The organism is Acinetobacter sp. CIP 64.2 (assembly GCF_000369645.1).
Classification (GTDB): Bacteria; Pseudomonadota; Gammaproteobacteria; order Pseudomonadales; family Moraxellaceae; genus Acinetobacter.
The window spans coordinates 192307-216324 of sequence record NZ_KB850121.1 but is presented as its reverse complement, the minus strand read 5'-3'; the positions used below and the strand labels follow the sequence as shown (position 1 = coordinate 216324).

The following is a 24018-nucleotide window of genomic DNA, read 5'->3' as shown; positions in this document are numbered from 1 at the left end:
CCTCTATGATTAGAGGCTTTTTTATGGCTTTATTTTTTAAGTCATTAAGCAAATTTTGCCAATACTTCTAGGAAACCATCTTTTTGACGTGGGAACTGTGCAATCACATCATGAATGCGCTGACCTTCTGGGTTGGTGGCATTCAAGTTACGGCCATCGGCCAAAAACTGAGTAATTAAGCGCTCATAGTCATTTGGGCGCATATGTTTGAAGGCATGATAAAGCACGTGAAAGTCAGCATTGACGCCAGTGGGAGGAAGTTGGTTAAGGTAGGCAAACACACGCTCATCTGACCATTCTTCATTGAAAGTTGCTGGCTGTGATAATGCCATGACAATCTCCTCAGTCTTATAAAATAATAAAGGCAAAATCCTTGAAGTGGAGGAAAGCCATGCTTTCCTGATCCACCCGCGTATTTTGCCTTTATTTGCGAGAAATCGCTAATGAAAAAACTTCTATCGATCTTCAGGTAAATTGATATTCATTTCTAACATTTCGATATTTGCTTCTGAACGAACCTGCATTTGAATATGCTGTTCATCCACACCACGAACATAACGACTCACCACCTGCATGATTTCTTTCTTCATCTGGTCGATTTTGTCTTGGCCTAGGCGACGACCTAAACCTTGCTCAGAGGCAACAATGACCTTTAAACGATCTTTGGCAGTTTGTGCACTTGATGGTTTTTCATCACTGCTAAAAAGTTTACTCCAGAATCCTGCCATAATTACGCTCCAAATAGTCTAGCTAACCAACCTTTTGGCTGTACTGCAATGTGTCGATAAGGACGGTCTTCACCAAGGAAACGAGCCACTAAGTCATCATAAGCCTGACCAGCTTTTGCTTCTGAATAAAGAATCACTGGCTTACCTTCGTTTGATGCTTGGAGTACGCTTGGGCACTCAGGAATAACCCCTAATGTCGGCACACGTAAAATATCTTTTGAAATATCATCGATCGTCAACATTTCTTGTTTATCAGCACGTTCTGGGTTAAAACGAGTGATACATAAATGCTTACGGATACGTCCTTCATTTTGCTCAACTTTTTTGGTTTTGCTGTCGAGCATACCAATAATGCGGTCTGAGTCACGAACTGATGAAATTTCTGGGTTAGTGACAATGATTGCCTCATCCGCATGATACATGGCTAAAATCGCACCGCGTTCAATCCCCGCTGGCGAGTCACAGATGATGTAGTCAAACTCTTGAGAAAGTTCATCAATCACACGTGCAACACCCTCATCACTCAAGGCATCTTTATCACGAGTTTGTGATGCAGGGAGAATGTATAAGTTTTCAATATCTTTATCACGGATCAGCGCTTGTTGTAAGCGTGCTTCATTATTAATGACATTGACGAAATCATAAACAACGCGGCGTTCGCAGCCCATAATCAAATCTAGATTACGTAAACCTACATCGAAATCAATCACAACAGTTTTATGACCACGTAGGGCTAAACCTGTTGCAAAAGATGCGCTTGTTGTAGTTTTACCTACACCACCTTTGCCTGACGTTACGACAACAATTTTGGCCACCGAATCCACTCCTATTTATGGTCATACGCCCCTAAAAGGGCTTATTTGGTGCTTAAAACTCAATTAAATAAATTAAAACTGCAAGGCTTCAAATTCAAGTTCTTGCTTGTTATTTAAATAAATATGTACAGGCTTTTTGATCATATCTTTGGGAATATCATCTGCAACACAATAGGTCCCTGCAATCGAAATTAATTCTGCTTCTAGCGAGTGGCAGAAAATACGTGCCGCAGCTTGCCCACCTGCACCTGCAATGACTCTACCACGAGCGTTGCCATAAATGTGAATATTTCCAGATGCAATGACCTCTGATCCACTATTCATGCCGGCATTTAAGATGATATCGCCTTGATCTTGTACCAAACATTGGCCTGTACGCAAAATCTCATCATGATAAGAGGTGATATACGCATTCGATGTGTTTTTTTGTGGTGTTTGTATTGCAGAGTTATCTGCTGTTTTTGCAGGCGCATGCTCAACCACTTGCTCTTTTGATGCTTTGATACGCTGCAAGGGCTGATCTGTTGGTAGTACAGGGAATTGAATTGCACGAGCTTCATCACCCAAAATACCATCAATAACGGCCATTGGCTGTAGGCCTAAATCAATGAGCAGTTGAATGAGCGCAATCAGTTCTTGTTCAACAGTACTGTCGATAATGACCAATGTTCCAGTATAAGAACCTTCGTTCAGGGTATTGCTAAGTTGCTGGCGGATTGCATTATGGTCATTGGTGTCGAAAGTCAGTCGACTAAAATTGACCATTCTGCCCGTAATCCGTATGTCAGCCATAATTTATCCTTCAGGGCTTTTTAAGCGCTCTATTGTGTTAAAGCAGTTGTAAATAAAAGCAAATGCTAGAACAAATTACACCAATTCTCTAGCTTGATTGGTAATTTTTCTTGTAATCATTCCGCTTTTTTATCCAATTGATCAGATTCTTGCAAAGTTTGCTGCCATTGTTTGACTTTGACCTGTTTTCGAATGGCTTCTAGGCTTTCATAGACCACAGACTCAACCAGTTCTTCCAGATATTGATTGTCGATATTTAACTCACTCACTTTTTGCGCAATCAACTGATAATTCTCATTGGGTCTTTCTGTTGAACCTGCTGTAAATGGTTCAATCAGACCAGCACTAATATTTTCTCCTAAGCGTTGACCAATGCTTTGAATTTGTTGTTCGATTTTTCCACCTACGATTGGAATCAAACGCAACAATTGTGTTAGCTCAGGGGTGTCTTCAATGGCTTGGTTAACAATGACACCAACTTTTTGAGTAATCATTGGTTGTTGCTGTTGCAAAGCACTGGCAAGCGACTCTTGTAACATTGAGGCAAGCGTTACTGTAAAGAGCTGGCGATGATGGTCAACTAAATCATGAATAATTTTTTTATGACTGGAACTGGTTTCAAGCTCATGTCGAACGCCATCGATCACCGTGATGACAACACGGTCAGATAGCTCTTCCATCACCACACGATAATAGAAAATAGCTTTGGTGCGCATCCCCTCGGGGATCACTTTATACCCTAGTTCATGCAAACGATAAGCAATAATCCCAGCCCGAAATAATCGTAAAAAACGTAAATGCGGAATAATCGCAATAATCTCGTACCAATGTACAAAGGGGAAAAACCACCATCGCGCATGATGCTTTTGTACAATTGATAAAAACCAACGTACGCCGAGTTCTACAATCAAGAAGATAATGAACCAGGCCTCTGTGGTAATGACCCACGGATGTAAATGGGTTCGATAGAACTCAAGCACATTGGCCAAATGAATGGTATTAAAAAACCAGGCGCCGATATTGCTCATCAGGAAAAAGTTCATGCCTAAGCAGAACAAATTGAAAACAATAATAAAAACCATGAAAATGTCATAGACCAAAAACAGCTTAAAGAACGGGCTGTTCGGATTAACATAGCTATATTTAGAGTTTTTTCCTGAGTCTTGCTCGGTCATGTTTGTGCTCAATCCCTGAAGAGATTATTGATGATACCTGGCTTTCATTTGTGTAATCAGCTGGTCCTTTTCTGTCCAGATCTGATCAACCCATTTTTGGAAGCGTTCACGATAAATAGGATCATCTTCATAATTGCCGCCAATGACCCATTCGGGAATATCGATTTTACGTAAATCTACCGCAATACGGGAGACATCTCCAAGCCAAAATTCACCATAACCTGGTGCACCGTCAGGATAAACAATGGTCATATCGACGAGGGCATCAATTTGATCACCCAGAATATTAAGCGCCAAGGCTAAACCACCTGCTTTAGGTTTGAGCAGATTTTGGAAAGGGGATTGCTGTGCAGCATGTTTTTCAGGGGTAAATCGAGTGCCTTCTAAATAGTTTAATAAAGTAAATGGCTGGCTGAGTAATTGTTCACAGGCTTTACGTGCTTCCAGCATATCACGCGATTTTAGTTCTGGATTTTGGGCAATCTGTTCTTTGCTATGACGTTTCATCATCGGGAAGCCCAAGATTTTGAACGCTTGGCCTACAAATGGAATAAAAATTAGTTCCCACTTGGTAAAGAAACGCGTCAAGGGCATGCGGGTTAGGCCAAAATACTGATTCACGGTGGTATCTACCCAACTTTGATGATTACAGATCATCATATATCGACCTTGTAAATTAAGATCGAGCTGCTCATCAATACTGATGTCCCAGTGTAAATCGGGCAATACATGGTCAATTAACCAGTTGTTAACCCCTAACCAACTGTTGGTAATTTGAATGTTGGTTTCATCGACTTTTGCAGATTTTTTGAATAATTTGGTTAAACCTAAAGCAAGTACAGGTGGACCATGAAAAAAGGTACTTCCAGTAATTACTGAACTAACGGTTAATCCTTTACTGACTTTTTGCAATAGGGATGCTTTTTTATTCACGGTAGCCATAAATTCAGCCTTGAGTGCATATGTTTGAAAAAAGAGATGTTCCAACTATAAACAACAGATGTTGAAATACAACTGTATATTTTAAGATATTGACATTTTTTATATATTCACCCGATAAGCTGATTTCAATAAATGAAAGGGCAACTTGAAATATAATGTCATATTTAAAATTCAAACGATTTTTGTTTTGTGATATATGTCTCAATTTGTCTTTGAGAGTGAGATCTGATTAATGTTGGAGAAATTGTGTTGCTGCAATCAAGTAAAATGCATCAAAATATTACAAAAATACAAATAAACTGTTTACTATTAACAAAATATCAATGGTCTAGCTGAATTTTCTCATTCATTATTTGTCCAGACAACAAAATACATAGACAGGAGCTACGCAATGCGTGCATTAGTAATTTCAACACTCGTAGGGGCTGGTTTGGTTCTTTCTGGTTGCCAAACTACGGGAAATGGCGGTAACGGTTTTGAATATGACAAAGCTGCAATGGGCGCAGTACTTGGTACAGCCTTAGGTTACGGTATTTCTAAAGGTATTGGTAACGGTAGCAGTTCGCAAAATAACCGTGCGATGGCAATTGGTGCGGTTCTTGGCGGTGCAAGTGGCTTATATCTTGATAATAAAGAGAAAAAGTTACGTGAACAAATGGCTGGTACAGGTGTAGAAGTTGGCCGTAATCCAGATGGTTCTGTTCAGCTCATTATGCCTGGTAGCATCACCTTTGATACCAACAAATCAAACATCAAACCTAATTTTTACGGTACTTTAAACAAAGTAGCACAAACTTTAGCTGAAGATAACAAGAGTGCGATCCTTGTAACGGGTTATACCGATAACACAGGTAATGATTCAATCAACCTTCCATTATCTCAAGCACGTGCTCAATCTGTTAAAAACTATTTAGCAGGTCAAGGTATTTCTGGTAGCCGTATTGATGCTCAAGGTTTAGGTTCAGCAAACCCAATCGCATCAAACACAACTGCTGCTGGTAAAGAGCAAAACCGTCGTGTAGAAATCAGCATTTATGCGAAACAGTAATTTTTACTGATTTCTAAAAAACCACCTTCGGGTGGTTTTTTTATGGCATGCTAAAACTTACGACAAGCTATGTCGTGATTATAAAATTGAAACATCATAATTTATACATATCCCTAGATTTACTATTGGGATTATAAAACAGAGATGTCTATAATTGTGCTCGAAAAATCAGGCTCGGAAACGAGAGAGGTATAACCCATGTCATCTGCCAGTCAACTCAATGACAAGCAACTTGAAGCAATGAAATATGTTCAGGGGCCATTGTTGGTACTTGCAGGTGCAGGTTCAGGTAAAACCTCTGTAATCACCCGAAAAGTTGCTTTTCTGGTGCAGCAATGTGGGATTCCAGCCTATCGTATTACGGCAATGACTTTTACCAATAAAGCTGCACGAGAAATGAAGGAACGTGTGGGAAAATTGCTGTCACGTGAAGAAGCAAAAGGGCTTTCCGTTTCAACTTTCCATACTTTTGGTTTGAATTTATTGCGTCTGGAATTAAAACATTTACCACTTAAAAATAATTTCTCTATTTTAGATGCCGATGACTGCAAACGCATTCTGATGGATTTGATGCAACGCGATAATTTATCGGGGGCGGAGAGCAAAGAGCTTCTTGCTAAGGCCATGAAGAAAATTTCAGATTGGAAAAACGACTTGGTTGTGCCTGAACAAGCCCATTCAACCTGTGAAACGGTTGAAGATGTACAGTTCGCGCATCTTTATCAGCTTTATGAGCGAAATTTACGTGCCTATAACGCAGTAGATTTTGATGACTTGATCGTGATGCCAACCCGTTTGCTGCAGGAAAATGCTGAAGTACGTGACAAATGGCAAAACCGTGTTCGCTATTTACTGGTCGATGAATATCAGGATACCAATACTGCGCAATATACCTTGGTGAAGCTGTTGGTTGGCGTGATGGGGCAATTCACCGCCGTAGGCGATGATGACCAGTCGATTTATGCATGGCGTGGGGCAAAGCCTGAAAATATGGCATTGTTAAAAGAAGATTTCCATAACCTTAAAGTGATTAAGCTGGAGCAAAACTACCGTTCAACCAGTCGTATCTTAAAAGCAGCCAATGCCGTGATTGAAAATAATCCGCATATCTTCGATAAGAAATTGTGGAGTGACAAAGGGCATGGTGAAACCATTCGGGTCATTACCTGTCTAAATGATGACGATGAAGCAGAACGCGTAGTGAAAGACCTGATTACGCATAAGCTAATGAATGGTAAAAACTGGAAAGATTATGCAGTGTTGTATCGGGGGAACTTCCAAGCACGTGTAATCGAGACGCAGCTGCGTCAGATGCAGATCCCGTATAAATTGTCTGGTGGTCAGTCATTCTTCGCACGCGCTGAAATTAAAGACGTGATGAGTTATTTACGCCTGATCATTAACCCAGAAGATGACAGTGCATTCTTGCGTATTATTAATACACCCAAACGTGCAATTGGCCCTGTCACTTTAGAAAAACTCGGTTTATTTGCCCAAGAAAATACCTTGTCTTTATTAACCGCATCTTCAGATCAGCGCTTAAGCATGGTGTTGCCAAAGAAAGCTGCCACACAATTACATGAGTTTGCTGATTTTATCGCAACCTTTACGCGTGAGCTGCTGGATGACGATGAGCCGATGCCGAAAGTGCGTCAAATGATCAATGAAGCAGGCTATATCGATTATATCCGTGAACAGGCCGCTACACCTGCGCAGGAAAAAACCAAACTCGACAGTATCGAAAGTTTATATAGCAGTATTCAAAATCTACTCAATCGTACCGATGATGTGGATGAGAAAAACATCGAGAGTGTGATTCGTAAGTTGGTGTTGCTGGATATGCTTGAGCAACAACAGGAAGAAGAAGACACCGATAAGGTGAACTTATTAACCCTACACGCAGCAAAAGGGTTAGAGTTTCCGTATGTTTATATGATCGGTTTGGAAGAGGAACTACTTCCACATAAAAACTCGATTGCATCGGAAACCATCGAAGAAGAGCGCCGTTTGATGTATGTAGGCATTACCCGCGCACGTCAGGGCTTGACTCTAACCTTGGCGGAGCAGCGTAAGAATGGTGGGCAAATGCGTCAAATGACGCCAAGCCGTTTCTTGGATGAGATGCCACAAGATGATTTGGAATGGCATGGCCGTAAAAAGAAATTGGCGCCGAATGTTGATCCAAAAGAGCAGGCACAGCAGTATCTCGCTAATTTAAAAGCATTATTGAAACGTTAATAGATTGTAAGTAGGAAGTTGTAATGAAAGTCCAAGTTAAAGTATTAGATGCACGTTTAGGTCAAGAGTGGGCTTTGCCTTCCTATGCAACGACAGGTTCAGCAGGTCTCGATTTGCGTGCATGTTTAGATGAAGCGATTGAAATTGCTGCCGGTGAAACTGTTTTAGTGAAAACAGGCTTGGCGATTTATATTGAAGATCCAAATTTTGCGGGTTTGATTTTACCTCGCTCAGGGCTAGGCCATAAACATGGTATTGTATTAGGTAACTTGGTTGGTCTGATTGATTCTGATTATCAAGGTGAGTTGATGGTTTCAGTCTGGAACCGTGGTCAGAATACCTTCCGTTTAGAGCCAGGTGAACGTTTAGCACAATATGTATTGGTTCCTGTCGTTCAGGCTGAGTTTGAACAAGTGAATGAATTTGTGGCAACTGAGCGTGGTGCGGGTGGTTTTGGCCATACTGGAAAACAGTAAGCTTTTTAGTCATTATCATTTTAAATGCAATGTTTTGCTGAAAAACGTTGCATTTTTCATATTGATTGTTGCTCCGATATATATTACAAAGCAGCTGATTCATTATTTTAATTTTTCTGAAAAAAGGGGAATTAATTTCTTAATAGTTCTGCGTTTTATATGGATCAAAAGATTATAAAAATAGGGGCTTGCAGTGAATATACAACATACATTTCCTCTGAATATTTTCCGTGCCTATGATATTCGCGGAAAGCTAAGTAATTTAACGCCCAATATTATTTGCTCGATTGCCTACGCTTTGGCATCACAATATAAAAATGCTGAACAGATGCAGGTTGTCATTGGTTATGACGCACGGTTAAGCAGTCCTGCTTATGCCAATATCATTCAGCAGATATTTGAGCGGCAAGGATTACACGTGATCAATATTGGCTGTTGTTCCACACCCATGATGTATTTTATTGCTCGTGATTTTGGTGGTAACGGTATGATGGTCACAGCCAGCCATAACCCGAAGTCTGATAATGGTATTAAGTGGATTTTACAAGGTGAACCGCCAACACCAGAAACCATTCAACAAGTTGGACAGTTTGCACAAATCGCATTAATACAAAATGATAATATTTTCTGTTTAGAAAATACAGCACACCATATTGTTCCTGAATATTGTTTACAGTATCAACATTCCTTACTGACTGATATTCAGCTAGCGCGTCCATTAAAAGTAGTCTTAGATGGATTGAACGGTTCAGCAGGGCGTTGTGCCAAGCTGGTTTTGGAAAAACTGGGTTGTACGGTAATTGCGTTGCGTTGCGATGCCAATGGGCATTTTCCGGATCATGCACCAGATCCGTCACATGCTGAGCATTTAACCAAGTTACAGGCTGCCATTCTTGCTGAAAAAGCAGATATCGGCATTGCTTTGGATGGTGACGGTGATCGGGTGGTTTTACTGGATGAAAATGCACATATTATAAGTCCTGATCGTTTATTGTCTTTATTTGCACAAATGTGTTTACAGCAACATCCACATAAAGAAATCGTATTTGATGTGAAGTGCTCCCGTTTAGTTGCGGATACGGTACAGCGCTTGGAAGGGCGAGCTAAAATGATTCGTACAGGGAGTAGTTTCCTGCGTACCTATTTGTCTCAATCCAAAGGTGCGGCAGTATTTGGTGGTGAATATGCTGGTCATTATGTCTTTAATGATGGACGTGGCTTTGGCTATGATGATGGACTTTATGCAGCATTGCGGGTGATGGAATATCTGACTCAATCTGGTGCATCCAGCCTATCTGAGCTGTTAAGCGGCTATCCAGAACGCTGCTGTACGGAAGATACTTATATCAATACCCATGATGCCAATCCTCATCAGGTTTTAAATGATATTGCAATCTTAAGTCATGGTTTAGGGGCACGCTTAAGTAAAATTGATGGGGTAAGACTTGATTTTGACGATGGATTTGGCATTATTCGAGCATCCAATACTGGCGAATATTTTACCGTCCGTTTTGATGCAGATAATCAAAACCGATTAATTGAAATTCGTCAGAAATTTGTGGTTATGCTACAAGACCAATATCCACAGATTGCCCAAGAACTCGCACAGACCGAATAAGGAGAGACGCATGCCACATGAGCATATCGGCATTGATAAAGCAAAAATTTTGATCGAAGCTTTGCCGTATATCCAACGTTTTGCAGGAAAAACGCTGGTTGTAAAATATGGTGGTAATGCGATGACGGACCCAGAGCTAGAAAGTTCCTTTGCTCGTGACATCGTGTTGTTAAAAACCGTTGGCCTAAATCCAATTGTTGTACATGGCGGTGGTCCACAAGTGGATTCATTGTTAAAACGTCTTGGACAAGAGTCTGCCCGTATCGATGGCATGCGTGTAACCGACCAAGCCACGATGGAAGTGGTTGAAATGGTTTTGGGCGGCAGTGTCAATAAATCGATTGTTAACCTAATTAATAAGCATGGTGGACGTGCTATTGGTTTAACAGGTAAAGATGGAAACTTGTTGCGTGCTCGCAAATTATTGATGGAAAAACAGGAAGCCGATGGCTCTGTTTCGCAAATTGATTTGGGCATGGTTGGTGAAGTGACTGGTGTGAAAACCGACGTTCTGGAAATGTTCACGCAAAGCGATTTTATCCCTGTGATTGCCCCTCTTGGTGTAGACGAGGAAGGGAATACTTATAATATCAATGCGGATCTTGTGGCTGGAAAAGTTGCAGAAGCATTAGGTGCAGAAAAGTTGATTCTACTGACCAATATCAGCGGTGTATTGGACGAAAATAAAAACTTATTGACGGGTTTAAGCACGCAAGAAGTTGATCGTCTGATAGAAACTGGGGTGATTTATGGTGGCATGATTCCAAAAGTGGGTTGTGCGTTAGATGCAGTTAAAGGTGGCGTTGTAAGCGCGCATATTGTGGATGGGCGTGTACCACATGCAAGTCTATTAGAAATTTTTACCGATCATGGTGTGGGTACTTTAATTACCAATCGTGTGAAGCATTAATTCATTGTATTTGCGTTAAAAGAGACCTCTAGCAGGTCTTTTTTTGTCACGACCTGTTCATGTTTTAGTCATGTTAGTGTCATTTAAGCGATTTAAGGTGAATTTAGCCATAAGGAGCTTTCATTATGCTAGAAAAATTAAATCAATATCGCCAGACATTGACTTTACCTTTACGCCACAAACCAGCTCAAAATCAATTCCGTTTTGAATGGGTGGATAATTTAAAAGAATTACAAGAAGTACAACGTTTTAGAGCAACACAATTTAGTCACCAATTTGGTATGCACTTTGAAGACGGTCTAGATCAGGATCTTTATGATTTCGGTTGTGAACATGCAGTTTTACGCGAAAAATGGACGGGTGAAATTGTTGCGTATACGCGACTTAAACTGTTTCAGGGCTATGAAATTGGGCAAAGTTACAGTGCAAAAGAATTTGAAATCATCCCGCAATTTTCTCATTTACCCAGTATTCTCGAAATTGGACGAACTTGTGTACATCCCAAATTCCGTTCCGGGAAGGCACTGTCCATGCTCTGGTTAAACTTGGTTCCTAAAGTACTCTGGTCCATGCGTGCCAAATACTTAATGGGCTGTGTCAGTATTCATTTAGAAGACAACTTGGCGCGCGCTTATTATACCCATCGCCAAATTCAGCAGTTGAGTGAACATCAAACGATTGATATTCGTTCAAAACGCAGTTTTGAACCAGAACGTCCTGATTATAGCTTTCCGCAAGATGAACGCATGCCAAAATTATTTCAGACCTATCTGGGCATGCAGTCTAAACTTTCCAAACAAGCGTTTTATGACGAAAATTTTAAATGTCTGGATTATTTTGTTTTTCTGGAAGTGAATAAGATTGCGACCTCTTTTGTAATGAACAAAATGGTACAACGCTAGTAAGGTTTTGTTGATACTTCAACCATGCATTGCGTTATGGGCTAAAACAACATAATCAATGCATGAAATACCTACTATGATGGCTCATATCAAGTTTCATACTGACGTTTAGAGCCGTTTTAACCATAACCCTACGGGACAGGGATATTTTTTGCCGCTACGTCGTTATGTCTTGTTCATTTAGAGTTACTAAATTTTACAAGCCCTGCCTCGTATCAGCTAAAAATACCCTCTGTCGCAAGCATCTGTGTAATATCAACAGAACCTCTTATCATTGTTAATCTAATACTGAGCACATATTCAGATTTACAAAATATCTATCCCTCATGCACAATAGGCTTAGATGTTTGCTAGTTTAAAGATATGTGCCAGCTATTAGGAATGAATTGCGCCACTCCAACCGATATTACCTTTTCTTTCCGTGGATTTTCACAACGGGCAGGGGTAACCTCAGATCATTGTGATGGCTTTGGAATTGCTTTTTTTGAAGACAAAGCTTGCCGCTTATTTGTGGATAATCAATCTGCGGTCGAATCACCTATTGCTGATTTAATTCGTAATTATCCAATTAAATCACGTAATGTCATCGCGCATATCCGTAAAGCGACTCAAGGTAAAATTAACCTTGAAAACTCACATCCTTTTTTGCGCGAGCTTTGGGGCAGACATTGGATTTTTGCCCATAATGGTGATTTGTATGACTTTAAACCTGAATTGAGTGGTCGTTTTGAGCCAGTAGGCAATACCGATAGTGAACTTGCATTCTGTTATTTACTTGATCAATTCGTGCAAGCATTTGGCTATACCGAGCCAAGTTTGGAAGAGATTTTTGCACTTTTACAGCGTATAGCGCCTCAGATTGCGGAACATGGCACATTTAATTTCTGCTTGTCGAATGGTAAAGCTTTATTTAGTTATGCCACCACCAAGCTACATTGGCTAGTACGCGAGTATCCATTCCAGCACGCACATTTGATTGATCTCGACGTTAAAGTGGATTTTAGTGAAGTTACCACACCAGAAGATCGGGTTGCTGTGATCACGACTGAGCCTTTAACACATAATGAGGCATGGACTGCTTATCAAGCAGGGGAAATGATTTTATTTCAGCATGGTCAACCCATTTTACAGGCATTAACTCAAGTAGAGCGCTTAATACGCGAGGCGCAAAATCCTGCATTAAAACGCGTAACCAAAGCAGACCAGTATTAAAGATAATATAAATATATATATTAAATATATCTTTATATCGAATTTATCTTCATATTCTGTAGTTAGTTTAATAAAATTAGATAGATATTTTTTCTTATTGGTTAAAAAATACTTGAGTGTTTTGATTGGTTAAAATATTTAATTAAATATAAAACAATAGTTTAATTTGTTTTGTGTAAAAATATTTAAAACCTGACAAAAATGCTGCGTTTTTATTTAATTGCATTGCCGATATTATATTCTTATTCAATAAATCAAATATGGTTTGGGGTTCGATATGGGTATGAAATGGTCTGTCGAATATAATACAGGAATAGAGGTGATCGATGATCAGCATCGTCGTATTCTAGATTATATTAATGAAATTGATGAATTAAACGAAGGTGATGATCGAGCCAAATTAAAAGGTATTTTAGATAATATTATTGATTATACCCAATCGCATTTTACCTTTGAAGAAAGTTTGCAAGAAGAAGCAAACTATAAATATCGTGTACCACACAAGCGAGTGCATGATTTATTTATCAAAAAGATTGAGACCTATCGCCAACGTTTTGAGCTGGGGCAGGAAATTGATAGTGAACTGCATGAAGCTCTTTCAAAATGGTTGATTAACCATATCCGTCATGATGATGCAGATTATGTTGGTGCAGTGAAAGAAAATATGATTGGAATCATCAAAGAAAATGAAAAGAAAAAAGGGAAAAACTGGTTCGCTCGTTTCTTCTCATAATAATAAGATAATAAAAAAAGACTCCTTGTTATGAAAAATAATAAGGTTGGTATGAGTGATATACAGGGGGTCTAATGAATAAAATAATAACTCGTGCGCAGCAAATCATCTTCACCGGTGATTTGCTTTTTTCTTTCGATATCTTTTGTTTTGATTTTCAGGCGTGAGAAAGGCAAAATAGATTGAATATTTCATTGCAAACTCCATAAAGCGCAATGAGTTCAAAGATTTTTCAAGGAATGCATTATGCAGGACACAACTCTGTCACGCTGGTTGGCTCCAGTGATGGCGTTTTGCCTATCATTTGTCATGATTACCACATTGGCTCCGACTGTGGGTATCCAGATTGACCGCCAATTTGATTTTTGGTTACTGTGGTTGGGAACCATGATTTTATTGGCATTACCGATTGGTTATCTTGAAATTGCTTTAGCTAAGCGTTCACAGACTACTGCGCTACAAGCACTTTCGGGCTTAACGCGTGATGCAGATGCTTCACCAAGATGGCGGATTGTGGGATGGTTAGCCGTTGTATTCGTACCTTTTTTTGCAGGTAGTGTGTTGACGACTGCAACGCATGTCGTTACACAGCAACTGAGCCCTAATTTACCCAATCAGGCGCTTTTCGCAATCTTTGCCATTGTCGCAGTTGGACTTTCTTTCATTCCCCGTCAGATTTTAATTGGACTCACAACCATTGGCGTACTGGCTGCATTTGTGTTTGCCAATGTAATGGGAACACATTTACAGGCTTGGCACTGGACGGCTGTCGAGTTTAAAGAGTGGGGTAATGCAACGGTATTGGCTTTGGTCGCAAGTGGCTTGGGCTTAGGCATCTATTGGCAAAGCAGTCTAACCGTGGTTAAACAACAGAACGCGGCAACAACTGCGGTTTTACCGATCTGGGTGGCTCAGTTACTTGCAGTGATTGCGTTTGGTTTCTTCTCTGTTCAGGCACAACTTCCTGCTCTGGCATGGATTTTTGCCGCAATTATGTCTGCGGCATTACTGATTCAGTTTGCAAAAGAACAATTAGTACAACGCCAGCTTGCGATTGTGGTGCAATGGGCAATCCTGCTTGCAGCAATTGCTGTATGGGCAGCGCCACAAGTTGAACAAATTTTTAATAGCTTGTTGATGTTATGGGGATTGGTAATTTGTCTGATTTACGCCGTGTTTGCGGGGTGGATTATGAAGATCAGTCATCTTCGTAAAGCCATGGGTTTTAGTAATGAGATGTTCTATAACGTATGGCGTATTGCGGTACGTTTAGTGCTGCCACTGTCAATCCTGATCGCAATTGTTGCGGTGGTTGGACAAACACTCTAATGGAACAAACAAAACAAGTTTGGGTGGCCTTTGCAACGCCTGAGCAGCAATTTCATCTTGCTGTTGCCTTTCGTGAAGGTATGACCGCGCAACAGGCAATTGAATCGAGTGGTTTGGCTGAACAAACTACATTGCCAGAAGTTTTACATTTGGGTGTGTTTGGCAGCAAAATTGAAATCGATACCGTGCTTCAGGCAGGCGATCGAGTCGAGATTTACCGAGCTTTAACCATTAATCCGAAAGATATTCGCCGTAATCGGGCTGCTAAGAACCCAGTCGGACGTTTTATCAAGGGTAATCGTTTTAGACCATCAAGTTCATAAATAAAACCCCTCATGATAGACTCGATGAGGGGTTTCTTTTTATGGGAAAGCCGTTATAGTGGTGGCGCAGTCAAAATGGCTTCTTTTGATGCCGGTAAACCAGGTTGTGATTCTGGAATCGTATCTAAGCCTTCTATACGTTCTACGTTACCATTCGCATCAAAATAAACTTTTAAATGTTGACCATGTGCTGCAGGTATTTTTGCTTTTTTCGCATAAGTGCCTGGGATATAGTTGTAAATGTAGTCCCAACGTTGTGGATTCAGTGGATCTGTAACCGTTGGGCTGCCAAGCAAGAAACGGACTTGCTGAAAGCTCATGCCCACTTGTACTTGAGAAGCTTGTGCTTTGGTTAATGGTGTTCCTTGTGGAATATCGACTTTATAAACACCAAAGACTGAACAACCGCTAAGTACTGAAGTGACGAACAACGCCAGCATGATTTTTTGCATTTTGCTACACTATCCTGATAAATGATGATGCATTTGGTTCAAGGATAGATCATACTGCATCTAAACTCTATTGCCTATTCCAACTTAAGATTTGTTGAGAGACCTTTTTTTATGCCGATTTCCAATCAAGACTTACGCAAAGCTGGACTTAAAGTTACCCTTCCTCGTATTAAGATTTTGGAATTATTAGAAAATTCAAAACAACATCATTTAAGTGCTGAAGATATTTATAAAACTTTGCTTGAACAAGGCGAAGATGTTGGCTTAGCAACGGTTTACCGAGTGTTAACACAATTCGAAGCTGCAGGTATTATTCAGCGTCACCATTTTGAAAACAATCACTCGGTTTTTGAAATCATGCAGGAAGATCACCATGATCATCTTGTATGCTTGAACTGTAATAAAGTTGTTGAATTTACAAATGATATTATTGAGAAAGAGCAACATTCAGTTGCAGACCAGCATGGCTTTGCCCTAACTGGACATTCTTTAAACCTGTACGGTTACTGTAGTGATGCCGAATGCCAAGAGGCTTATCGTAAAAAATAAGCACGATTGTATTAAAATCGAAAAGTTCACCAAAAGTGAACAAATAAAAAAGGGAAGGTTACAAAAACCTTCCCTTTTTTAATGGGTTAATTTGAATTATTGACCATCGAAAGTGATATTACGGCTTGCACTTAATAACTGGTCAGCACCTTCTTCTGACAGTTTGATGGTAAGACGTAGATCATTTGGAGAGTCTGCATGCTTTAAGGCATCTTTATAGGTGATCTGACCTGCCTTATATAGATCGAATAAGGCTTGGTCAAAAGTTTGCATGCCTAACTCACGAGAACGTTTCATTAGATCTTTAATCTCATGAATTTCGCCCTTACGGATATAGTCAGCCAAAAGTGGTGTATTAATCAAGATCTCAATTGCAGCGCGACGTGAATTACCATCTGGGGTTGGAATCAGTTGCTGTGCAACCAATGCTTTTAAGTTCAGCGACAGGTCCATATAGAGCTGGCTATGACGATCGGCTTCAAAGAAGTGAATAATACGATCCAGCGCCTGGTTGGCATTGTTGGCATGCAGGGTGGCGAGGACCAAGTGGCCTGTTTCTGCGAAGGCGATGGCATAGTCCATGGTTTCACGAGAACGGATCTCACCAATCAAGATCACATCCGGTGCCTGACGCAGTGTATTTTTCAGCGCAATTTCAAATGAATCGGTATCAATGCCGACCTCACGTTGCGTGACAATACAACCTGCATGTTGATGCACAAATTCGATTGGGTCTTCAATGGTGATGATATGACCCTTCGAGTTTTGATTGCGGTAACCAATCATGGAAGCCAAAGAGGTCGACTTACCAGTACCTGTTGCGCCGACAAAGATGATAATGCCACGTTTGGTCATGGCCAGTTCTTTCAGCACTTCAGGCAGTTTCAAATCGTCCATGCTTGGAATATGGGTTTCGATCTTACGCAGTACCATACCTGGCATATCACGCTGCTGAAAGGCACTGACACGGAAACGTGCCGTCTTTTCACGATTCATAATCGCGAAGTTACATTCACGTGTCTCGGCAAATTCTTTACGCTGTTTATCGGTCATAATGGATTGCACCAATTGACCCACAATTTCCCCTGAAAGTTTGCTTTTTGAAACAGGCACAATTTGTCCGTTAATTTTCATTGATGGTTCAACATCTGCGGTGACAAACAAGTCCGATGCATTTTGTTGAATCATCAAGTTGAGTAAATCATTAAAATCCATGATATTTCTCTAATCCATTTATTTTTATAGGAATGATTCGGGTTGTTTTGCTACTGTACGAGCAGTTTGTGGGCTAATTAAGCCTTTAGACACCAGTGTTTTCAGGCTTTGATCCAAAGTGGTCATACCGTAGTTGGCACCTGTTTGGATCGCAGAATACATTTGTGCGACTTTGTTTTCACGTACAAGGTTACGAATCGCAGGAATTCCGATCATGATTTCATGAGCAGCCACACGACCACCGCCATTCTTTTTCAACAGCGTTTGAGAAATCACGGCTTGCAATGATTCAGACAGCATGGCACGAACCATGTCTTTTTCTTCTGCAGGGAATACGTCGATGACACGGTCAATGGTTTTTGCCGCAGAGGTAGTATGTAGTGTCCCAAAAACCAAGTGACCTGTTTCCGCGGCCGTGAGCGCCAAGCGGATGGTTTCCAAGTCACGCATCTCACCGACCAGAATAATATCAGGGTCTTCACGCAGCGCTGAACGCAGTGCTGCATTAAAGCCATGTGTATCACGATGAACTTCACGCTGGTTGATCAGACACTTCTTTGATTGATGAACAAATTCGATCGGGTCTTCGACGGTTAGAATATGGTCATAACGGTTTTCATTGATATAGTCGATCATCGCTGCAAGGGTGGTTGATTTACCCGAACCTGTTGGGCCAGTCACCAGTACAATGCCACGTGGATAGTCACAAATTTCTTTAAAAATGCTACCCAGACCCAAATCTTCCATGGTTAAAACTTTCGATGGAATGGTACGAAATACTGCACCAGCACCACGGTTCTGGTTAAATGCATTGACACGGAAACGGGCGATATTGGGAACTTCAAATGAAAAGTCAGTTTCTAGATCTTCTTCAAAATCACGACGTTGTTTATCATTCATAATGTCATACACCAAGCGGTGTACATCTTTATGTTCAAGTGCTGGCAAGTTGATACGGCGGACTTCACCATCCACTCGAATCATAGGAGGCATACCCGCTGAAAGGTGCAAATCTGAAGCACCGTTTTTAACTGAAAAGGCGAGTAATTCTGTAATATCCATAATTTCCCCGAAACAAACTAAAATGTCTCATTATTTTGTAGAATAATATAAGGCTTTCATGCAGGCATACCAACACCTGAAAGAATGTCTGAGCAAAAAAAGATTCCGTAAATGAGAACTGTGTCAATGAATCAATCGCAACAATCCCGTCAATCTGTTTTAAATCAAATAGAACAGGCCTGTCAGCATGTACAACGAGATCCTGCAACAGTGCAATTGTTGGCTGTTTCAAAGACACACCCAAGTACTCGTCTTAGAACGATGTATGCAGTTGGGCAGCGTTGTTTTGGGGAAAATTATTTGCAAGAGGCACTAGAAAAAATTGAGGAACTGCAAGATTTAGAGATCGAATGGCATTTTATTGGTCATGTGCAACGCAATAAAACCAAACATCTGGCGGAAAAATTTGATTGGGTGCATGGGGTTGATCGTTTGATTATTGCCGAACGTTTATCCAGCCAACGGTCAGATCAGCAAAAAGCATTGAATCTTTGTTTACAGGTGAATATTGATGGACAGGATTCTAAAGATGGCTGCCAGCCAGAAGAGGTGGCGGAGCTGGTTCAGCGAATTAGCCAACTGCCCAAGCTACGTTTACGTGGTTTGATGGTGATTCCTGCACCCGAGAATCATGCTGCATTTGCTGATGCTAAAGCTTTGTTTGAACAAGTAAAAGCTCAACATGTACAGCCGCAAGACTGGGATACCCTGAGTATGGGCATGTCGGCTGACTTAGATGCTGCAATTGCAGCAGGTTCAACCATGGTCAGAATTGGAACAGCCTTGTTTGGAGCGAGGGAAGCGCTAAAGAAAGAATAATTTCCGCTTTGGGTCGGGTATTTTGTGGTGAATCTGTAATCAATTAATTTAAGCTTAATTTTTCTCATTTATAACGCAAATATTTTAATGTTTGAGTTTGTAATGTATGGATTTATTACACGTTTTTATTCTAGCGATCATTCAGGGCTTCGCAGAATTATTACCTGTTTCTAGCTCAGCACATGTAATTTTAGCTGAAAAGCTCATGGGGTATGATCCTTCTGCACCAGATATGACCTTCCTGCTGGTCATGTTGCATACAGGTACAATGTTTGCGGTTATTGTCTATTTTTGGAAATCATGGAAAGACACCTATTTTTCTTCATGGGAAAGTTTTAAACGTCAGGCATTCTATGTTGTGCTGGCAACACTGATTACGGGTGTATTGGGTCTAGCATTGCAAGCTTTAATTAAACATGTATTTTTTGGTGGGGCGAGTAGTTTTGAGATTGAACATCTGTTTAGTAATTCAAAATTAATGGCAGCGGCACTTGCAGCAGCAGGGATACTGATTATTTTATCATCGCGCTTAGATCGAGGACAGCAAGGCAATATCAATTTACGGAGTGCTTCGATTATTGGCGCCGTACAGGCACTTTGTTTGCCTTTTCGCGGTTTTTCCCGCTCAGGTGCGACGATTTCGACGGGTTTATTCTTGGGAGTATCGCGTCAGAGAGCAGAAGAATTTAGTTTTGCACTGGCGGTGGTATTAACCCCAGCTGTTATTTTAAAAGAGCTGTATCGTTTAGTTCACGCTCAAGGGGGGCAAGTTGTTGCGCATGGGCAATTATCACATGTCATAACCCCAAGTTTGCTTGGCATGTGTTTTAGCTTTGGTGCTGGTCTACTTGCATTGAAATGGCTCTCTTCTTGGTTAGAGCATGGCCGTTGGCATTTGTTTGGTCTATATTGTTTAGGTTTTGCTGTTGTGGTGTTGTGTATTCACTAACAACGCATGACTGCTTATATTTTCATAGGGAAGATAGAGTACTCCCTATGAAAATATATTATTAAATATGCTCAACATTTCAATCGCGGATAAACCGAAGTTGTTTATTCTATGCATTCGGTTTTATTTACCCGACCACCTCAATCCGACTCGAACCTGACCCAATCGGCTGTACCTGAATTTGTACAGGAATCCGTTCGTGCATCTCCTGAATATGTGAAATGAGGATGACTTTGCGTCCTTGGCTTTGCAGTTGATCCAAGGCATTCATTACCATATGTAGCGAAGAGGCATCCAGCGTGCCAAAACCTTCATCAATAAACAGCGACTCGATTTTCATTGAGCCAGACGCCATATTGGCAATCGCCAAAGAAATCGCAAGGGCGGTCAGGAAAGACTCACCGCCAGACAATGAAGCCACGGAACGGGTTTCTCCATCCATATCATGGTCAATGATGGCTAGGCTGAGGGAGTTATCCAAACGTTTTAAGGTATAACGCTGTGACAACATGTTGAGTTGCTGGTTGGCATATTCGAGCAGAATATCCAGATTATATTGCTGGGCTAAATCACGGAAATCCTTGCCTTTAGAATCACCAATCAAACTGGAAATTTTATTCCAGCGGTGTTCCTGCTGCTGAATCTGCTGGATTTGATCGGCAAACTGCTTTTGTTTGGCGACATTTTGTTGATGGACTTCCAATTTCAGTTTGAACTGATCACGTTGTTCAGCGTGTTGTTGCAACTGTTCATGATTGAGACGGATGTGCTCAAGCAACTGTGTTTGTTCAATGTGCGGTTGTTGTTGCTGATGAACATCTAATTGCTGTTGTAGTGTTTTGAGTGCAGAGGCGGCTTCATTGAGCAAGCGCTCTGCATTGTGTAATGCCGTTCGAATCTGCTGTTCTTGTTCTGTACCAATGCTAAGTAAGTCAGCCAACTGCTTTTCTGCAAACTCGGGATGTTGGCTCAGCCATGCATGAATTTCATTTTTGGCTTGAGCATGGGTCGCTTGTTGCTGCTGCTGGTGGGCTTTAAGCAGTTCCAATTCATTTTTCTGCTGTTCAAAACTTTGACGAGCTTGTTCAAAACTTTGCTTGTTTTGATGATATTGCTGTTGTAATTGTTGGCGTTGTTGATCATGTTGATTTAGCCATTCATTGGCTTTAAGTTCGGTTAAACCGGTCATCGCTACAATGAGTTGATGCGCAGATTCTGTATTTTGTTTGCCTTTAACTTCGATGTCTTTGAGTTGCTGGTTAAACTCGGTATGTTGAGTCAGTAAACCGACTAGATTGGACTTTAATAAATTCAGTTGCTGTTTGAGTTGGTCTTGTTGTTTGCTTAGGGTCTCAGCTTGTTCAAGTTGTTGGGTGCGCTGCTGCAAACGTTGCACGAGCTGTGGCGCGTAGCCTAAGGTTTGTTGCTGCCATAGGCTTTGTTCATCATGCGTTAGGCAATCTATAATATGCTGAATCTGTTGTTGTAACTGCTGTACGCTTTCGATTTGATAGTGAATATTTTGAATGATCTGGGTCAGGTTGTAGTGGTCTTTATTGGCCTGATGCAGTTGCTGTAACTCAAGTTCGATCTGTTGTTTGAATTGGCTTGTCTCATTGCCCCATTGCTGTTGCGCTCTAGCTATTTCCGCATGCGGCTGAGTTAAATCTAACTGGACGTCGAACTGTGCTGCATGTTTGACTAATTCCTGATGTTGCAGCTTGAATTTGTCATCCGCTTGTTGCACGGCCGACTGTAATTGGGTCTGTTCGGTACGAATTTGGGTAAATTGCTGCTGTATATTTTGCCAAAGCTGAAAATAGTGTTGTTCGTGTTGAAGAGCCTGTTGTTCTTGCTGTTGTTGTAGTTTATACAAGGCTTTGGAGAGCTGACTTGCATCATCACGGTAGGGATGTTCGGTACTGCCACAGACCAGACAAGCTTCGCCGTGTTTGAGTTCAGCCCGCAGATGTTCGATATTTTCAGCATGCAATAAACGTTGTTGTTGCAATACTTGCTGTAATTTTTCCCGTTCAGTTTTGGCAGATTGAAAGTCGACTTCACTTGTTTGCAGTTGTTGTTCCAGCTGCTGATATTGTTGCTGTGTGGTACTAAGCTGATGAGTCAGTGCCTCGTATTCTTTTTTAAGTTCAAAATAATACTGTAATTTTTGTTGAGTCAGATCCAGTTGATTCAGTCGAGCCTGTTGCTGTTCTCTGAGTTTTTGTTTCTGCTCAATCTGATTTTCAATCTGTTGTGGTGGACCAAATTTTTGCATGAGTTCATGCAATAGGATTTTATCTTGCTCAAGCTTGGACTGTGCCTGTTGAATCGAACCTAAATTTTGTTCGACTTTTTGGTATTGCTGAATAAATTGATTGAGCTGCTGAATATGAGCATTCAACCCTTTATCTAAAGCGGAGAATTGTACGCTTTGTTGCAGTTGTTCAAAACAGCGCTGCTGTTGTATGGATAGGTTATGGTGGCTTTGTTCAAACTGCTGTTGTTGCTCAAGCAATGGTTGTTGTTGCGCTTCGTTTTGGCTTAAGCGTACTTTAGTTTTCTTATATTCATCGGCAATATATTCACGTTCTTGTACATATTTACGCACTTGGGAGAGTTCATGCTGATGTTTTTGTTCAAAGCTTTGAAATTGCTGTAAGGCTGTTTCAGCTTGGGTATAAGCTGTTTTTTCTTGCTCAAAGTGCGTGCTTAATGTCGAAAAGTGCTGCTGCTTGTGTTGAATCTGTGGCTCAAGCTGTTGCAGTGCTTTTTCCAGCTGTTGTTGTTGGAATACAACAGGACGAATGCCTGAAAAGATTTCGAGTTGACTGAGTCGACTGCGATCTGCTGCTAATGCCTCATATGCTTGAATCTGAATGTCATGCTGTTGCTGTTTTAGTGTGATTTCAGTTTGAAGTTTCTGTTGCTGTTCAAACCATTGTTGCTGTTGATTGAGCTGAACTTTGTTAGCTTCCAACTGTTGAACCTGTTGCTGTACCTGCTGGAATTGAGCTTTTAATTCGGCAATTTCTTCATCTGAACTGATTTCAATATGACCGAGCACATTTTCCAATTGCTTGCGCTGGTTGCTGATTTCACGGGTCTTTTCAAAAGCCAGTTGTCCAATTTTGGCAAAAATACTGGAATTGGTCAGATATTCGAGTAACTCACCACGCTCATTATCGCGTGCCTTTAAAAAAGCGGTGACTTCAGACTGTGCCAACAGTACCGCACGGGTGAATTGCTCAAAACTGAGTTGAGTAATCTGTTGAATATGGGCTTCAACTGCTTTGCTTTTGTCTGCAACGACCACACCATCGGTCAGGCATTTGAGTGAGCGTTGTACACTTTGCAGTTTGCCACTGGCATTTTCACGGGCGCGTTTAATTTCCCAACGTGCAAGGTAATGCTTTTGATCTTGTGCCACAAAACACAGTTCGGCAAAACCATGTCCTGTACCACGACGTAGAACCGTCAAAGGAGAGTTGGTCAGTAGTTCCGAACCATCGACATCTAACAGTTTGCCATCACTTTCTTTGAGGCGCGGAATTTTATTAAATAATGCCAGACACATGGCATCTAAAATCGTGGATTTTCCTGCGCCAGTTTTTCCGACAATGGCGATCAGTCCCGCACTGGCCAAAGGCTCAGTCTCAAAATCAATAAAATGCTCATCTGCTAAAGATGCCAAATTTTTCAGCCGAATTGATAAAATTTTCATGGCAGGT

At 40.9% G+C, this 24018-nt stretch carries 23 protein-coding genes; 13 read left to right on the top strand and 10 right to left on the bottom strand.

The window, feature by feature from the left end:
* Positions 1 to 44 precede the first annotated feature (44 nt).
* The 6 genes from F895_RS15325 to F895_RS15350 all read right to left on the bottom strand — a co-directional run bounded on the left by F895_RS15325 (position 45) and on the right by F895_RS15350 (position 4452).
* Positions 45 to 332: a PA4642 family protein gene (locus F895_RS15325; RefSeq protein WP_005239225.1), complete on the bottom strand. Its 288-nt coding sequence runs from the start codon at positions 330 to 332 to the stop codon at positions 45 to 47.
* 123 nt (positions 333 to 455) lie between these two features.
* On the bottom strand, positions 456 to 728 hold the full coding sequence (gene minE, locus F895_RS15330; RefSeq protein WP_004655180.1) for a cell division topological specificity factor MinE: 273 nt from the start codon (positions 726 to 728) through the stop codon (positions 456 to 458).
* 2 nt (positions 729 to 730) lie between these two features.
* On the bottom strand, positions 731 to 1543 hold the full coding sequence (gene minD / locus F895_RS15335; protein WP_005239223.1) for a septum site-determining protein MinD: 813 nt from the start codon (positions 1541 to 1543) through the stop codon (positions 731 to 733).
* A gap of 72 nt (positions 1544 to 1615) precedes the next feature.
* Positions 1616 to 2335, bottom strand: coding sequence for a septum site-determining protein MinC (gene minC, locus F895_RS15340; RefSeq protein WP_005239221.1), 720 nt, complete (start codon positions 2333 to 2335; stop codon positions 1616 to 1618).
* Positions 2336 to 2451: 116 nt separating this feature from the next.
* Entirely contained in the window at positions 2452 to 3510 is a 1059-nt protein-coding gene (locus tag F895_RS15345; RefSeq protein ID WP_005239219.1) for a hypothetical protein, read from the bottom strand.
* A 24-nt stretch (positions 3511 to 3534) separates the two neighbouring features.
* Positions 3535 to 4452, bottom strand: a complete 918-nt coding sequence (locus F895_RS15350; protein ID WP_005239217.1) for an acyltransferase — start codon at positions 4450 to 4452, stop codon at positions 3535 to 3537.
* 391 nt (positions 4453 to 4843) lie between these two features.
* Here F895_RS15350 and F895_RS15355 point away from each other — a divergent pair, with 391 nt between their 5' ends.
* The 10 genes from F895_RS15355 to F895_RS15400 all read left to right on the top strand — a co-directional run bounded on the left by F895_RS15355 (position 4844) and on the right by F895_RS15400 (position 15241).
* Positions 4844 to 5500 (top strand): YiaD family glycine zipper/OmpA-like lipoprotein, encoded by a 657-nt coding sequence (locus tag F895_RS15355; RefSeq protein WP_005239214.1) that lies wholly within the window; start codon positions 4844 to 4846, stop codon positions 5498 to 5500.
* Positions 5501 to 5698: 198 nt separating this feature from the next.
* The gene (gene rep, locus F895_RS15360) at positions 5699 to 7738 is read left to right on the top strand and encodes a DNA helicase Rep (protein WP_005239212.1); all 2040 of its coding nucleotides are present in this window, start codon (positions 5699 to 5701) and stop codon (positions 7736 to 7738) included.
* A gap of 23 nt (positions 7739 to 7761) precedes the next feature.
* On the top strand, positions 7762 to 8214 hold the full coding sequence (gene dut, locus F895_RS15365; RefSeq protein WP_005239211.1) for a dUTP diphosphatase: 453 nt from the start codon (positions 7762 to 7764) through the stop codon (positions 8212 to 8214).
* A gap of 193 nt (positions 8215 to 8407) precedes the next feature.
* Complete coding sequence (locus F895_RS15370; RefSeq protein ID WP_005239209.1) at positions 8408 to 9832, top strand: phosphomannomutase/phosphoglucomutase; 1425 nt, start codon at positions 8408 to 8410, stop codon at positions 9830 to 9832.
* A 10-nt stretch (positions 9833 to 9842) separates the two neighbouring features.
* The gene (gene argB, locus F895_RS15375; RefSeq protein WP_005239207.1) at positions 9843 to 10742 is read left to right on the top strand and encodes an acetylglutamate kinase; all 900 of its coding nucleotides are present in this window, start codon (positions 9843 to 9845) and stop codon (positions 10740 to 10742) included.
* Positions 10743 to 10867: 125 nt separating this feature from the next.
* Positions 10868 to 11644: a GNAT family N-acetyltransferase gene (locus tag F895_RS15380; RefSeq protein WP_005239205.1), complete on the top strand. Its 777-nt coding sequence runs from the start codon at positions 10868 to 10870 to the stop codon at positions 11642 to 11644.
* 363 nt (positions 11645 to 12007) lie between these two features.
* Complete coding sequence (locus F895_RS15385) at positions 12008 to 12856, top strand: class II glutamine amidotransferase (protein ID WP_010590110.1); 849 nt, start codon at positions 12008 to 12010, stop codon at positions 12854 to 12856.
* A 277-nt stretch (positions 12857 to 13133) separates the two neighbouring features.
* On the top strand, positions 13134 to 13589 hold the full coding sequence (locus F895_RS15390) for a bacteriohemerythrin (protein ID WP_005239202.1): 456 nt from the start codon (positions 13134 to 13136) through the stop codon (positions 13587 to 13589).
* Positions 13590 to 13835: 246 nt separating this feature from the next.
* Positions 13836 to 14918, top strand: coding sequence for an SLC5/6 family protein (locus F895_RS15395; RefSeq protein WP_005239200.1), 1083 nt, complete (start codon positions 13836 to 13838; stop codon positions 14916 to 14918).
* The gene (locus F895_RS15400) at positions 14918 to 15241 is read left to right on the top strand and encodes an RnfH family protein (RefSeq protein WP_005239199.1); all 324 of its coding nucleotides are present in this window, start codon (positions 14918 to 14920) and stop codon (positions 15239 to 15241) included. The genes F895_RS15395 and F895_RS15400 overlap by 1 nt, the downstream gene beginning before the upstream one ends.
* 53 nt (positions 15242 to 15294) lie before the next feature.
* Here the strand turns inward: F895_RS15400 and F895_RS15405 are convergent, their stop codons facing one another.
* Complete coding sequence (locus F895_RS15405; RefSeq protein ID WP_005239197.1) at positions 15295 to 15693, bottom strand: outer membrane protein assembly factor BamE; 399 nt, start codon at positions 15691 to 15693, stop codon at positions 15295 to 15297.
* 111 nt (positions 15694 to 15804) lie between these two features.
* On the opposite strand from F895_RS15405, the gene fur reads away from it, so the two are divergent.
* A complete protein-coding gene (gene fur, locus F895_RS15410; protein WP_005239195.1) occupies positions 15805 to 16242 on the top strand; it encodes a ferric iron uptake transcriptional regulator in 438 nt (145 codons plus the stop codon).
* Positions 16243 to 16338: 96 nt separating this feature from the next.
* Here the strand turns inward: fur and F895_RS15415 are convergent, their stop codons facing one another.
* Positions 16339 to 17457, bottom strand: coding sequence for a PilT/PilU family type 4a pilus ATPase (locus F895_RS15415; protein ID WP_005239193.1), 1119 nt, complete (start codon positions 17455 to 17457; stop codon positions 16339 to 16341).
* Positions 17458 to 17481: 24 nt separating this feature from the next.
* Positions 17482 to 18519 carry a type IV pilus twitching motility protein PilT gene (locus F895_RS15420; protein ID WP_004655144.1) on the bottom strand — a complete coding sequence of 346 codons (1038 nt, stop codon included), beginning with the start codon at positions 18517 to 18519 and terminating at the stop codon, positions 17482 to 17484.
* 126 nt (positions 18520 to 18645) lie between these two features.
* Between F895_RS15420 and F895_RS15425 the strand changes: the two genes are divergently transcribed.
* Both F895_RS15425 and F895_RS15430 read left to right on the top strand, forming a co-directional pair.
* Positions 18646 to 19338, top strand: a complete 693-nt coding sequence (locus tag F895_RS15425; RefSeq protein ID WP_005239191.1) for a YggS family pyridoxal phosphate-dependent enzyme — start codon at positions 18646 to 18648, stop codon at positions 19336 to 19338.
* A gap of 106 nt (positions 19339 to 19444) precedes the next feature.
* Positions 19445 to 20287, top strand: coding sequence for an undecaprenyl-diphosphate phosphatase (locus tag F895_RS15430; RefSeq protein WP_005239189.1), 843 nt, complete (start codon positions 19445 to 19447; stop codon positions 20285 to 20287).
* A gap of 127 nt (positions 20288 to 20414) precedes the next feature.
* Here the strand turns inward: F895_RS15430 and F895_RS15435 are convergent, their stop codons facing one another.
* Complete coding sequence (locus F895_RS15435) at positions 20415 to 24011, bottom strand: AAA family ATPase (RefSeq protein ID WP_005239187.1); 3597 nt, start codon at positions 24009 to 24011, stop codon at positions 20415 to 20417.
* Between the last annotated feature and the right edge of the window lie 7 nt (positions 24012 to 24018).

Coding starts and splice junctions, on each gene's coding strand:
- F895_RS15400 (WP_005239199.1), top strand. CDS start 14,918: ATGGAACAAACAAAACAAGTTTGGGTGGCCTTTGCAACGCCTGAGCAG.
- F895_RS15390 (WP_005239202.1), top strand. CDS start 13,134: ATGGGTATGAAATGGTCTGTCGAATATAATACAGGAATAGAGGTGATC.
- F895_RS15350 (WP_005239217.1), bottom strand. CDS start 4,452: ATGGCTACCGTGAATAAAAAAGCATCCCTATTGCAAAAAGTCAGTAAA.
- F895_RS15345 (WP_005239219.1), bottom strand. CDS start 3,510: ATGACCGAGCAAGACTCAGGAAAAAACTCTAAATATAGCTATGTTAAT.
- F895_RS15385 (WP_010590110.1), top strand. CDS start 12,008: ATGTGCCAGCTATTAGGAATGAATTGCGCCACTCCAACCGATATTACC.
- F895_RS15325 (WP_005239225.1), bottom strand. CDS start 332: ATGGCATTATCACAGCCAGCAACTTTCAATGAAGAATGGTCAGATGAG.
- F895_RS15405 (WP_005239197.1), bottom strand. CDS start 15,693: ATGCAAAAAATCATGCTGGCGTTGTTCGTCACTTCAGTACTTAGCGGT.
- F895_RS15415 (WP_005239193.1), bottom strand. CDS start 17,457: ATGGATTTTAATGATTTACTCAACTTGATGATTCAACAAAATGCATCG.
- F895_RS15395 (WP_005239200.1), top strand. CDS start 13,836: ATGCAGGACACAACTCTGTCACGCTGGTTGGCTCCAGTGATGGCGTTT.
- F895_RS15420 (WP_004655144.1), bottom strand. CDS start 18,519: ATGGATATTACAGAATTACTCGCCTTTTCAGTTAAAAACGGTGCTTCA.
- minC (WP_005239221.1), bottom strand. CDS start 2,335: ATGGCTGACATACGGATTACGGGCAGAATGGTCAATTTTAGTCGACTG.
- rep (WP_005239212.1), top strand. CDS start 5,699: ATGTCATCTGCCAGTCAACTCAATGACAAGCAACTTGAAGCAATGAAA.
- F895_RS15430 (WP_005239189.1), top strand. CDS start 19,445: ATGGATTTATTACACGTTTTTATTCTAGCGATCATTCAGGGCTTCGCA.
- dut (WP_005239211.1), top strand. CDS start 7,762: ATGAAAGTCCAAGTTAAAGTATTAGATGCACGTTTAGGTCAAGAGTGG.
- minE (WP_004655180.1), bottom strand. CDS start 728: ATGGCAGGATTCTGGAGTAAACTTTTTAGCAGTGATGAAAAACCATCA.
- F895_RS15435 (WP_005239187.1), bottom strand. CDS start 24,011: ATGAAAATTTTATCAATTCGGCTGAAAAATTTGGCATCTTTAGCAGAT.
- F895_RS15355 (WP_005239214.1), top strand. CDS start 4,844: ATGCGTGCATTAGTAATTTCAACACTCGTAGGGGCTGGTTTGGTTCTT.
- argB (WP_005239207.1), top strand. CDS start 9,843: ATGCCACATGAGCATATCGGCATTGATAAAGCAAAAATTTTGATCGAA.
- F895_RS15425 (WP_005239191.1), top strand. CDS start 18,646: ATGAATCAATCGCAACAATCCCGTCAATCTGTTTTAAATCAAATAGAA.
- fur (WP_005239195.1), top strand. CDS start 15,805: ATGCCGATTTCCAATCAAGACTTACGCAAAGCTGGACTTAAAGTTACC.
- F895_RS15380 (WP_005239205.1), top strand. CDS start 10,868: ATGCTAGAAAAATTAAATCAATATCGCCAGACATTGACTTTACCTTTA.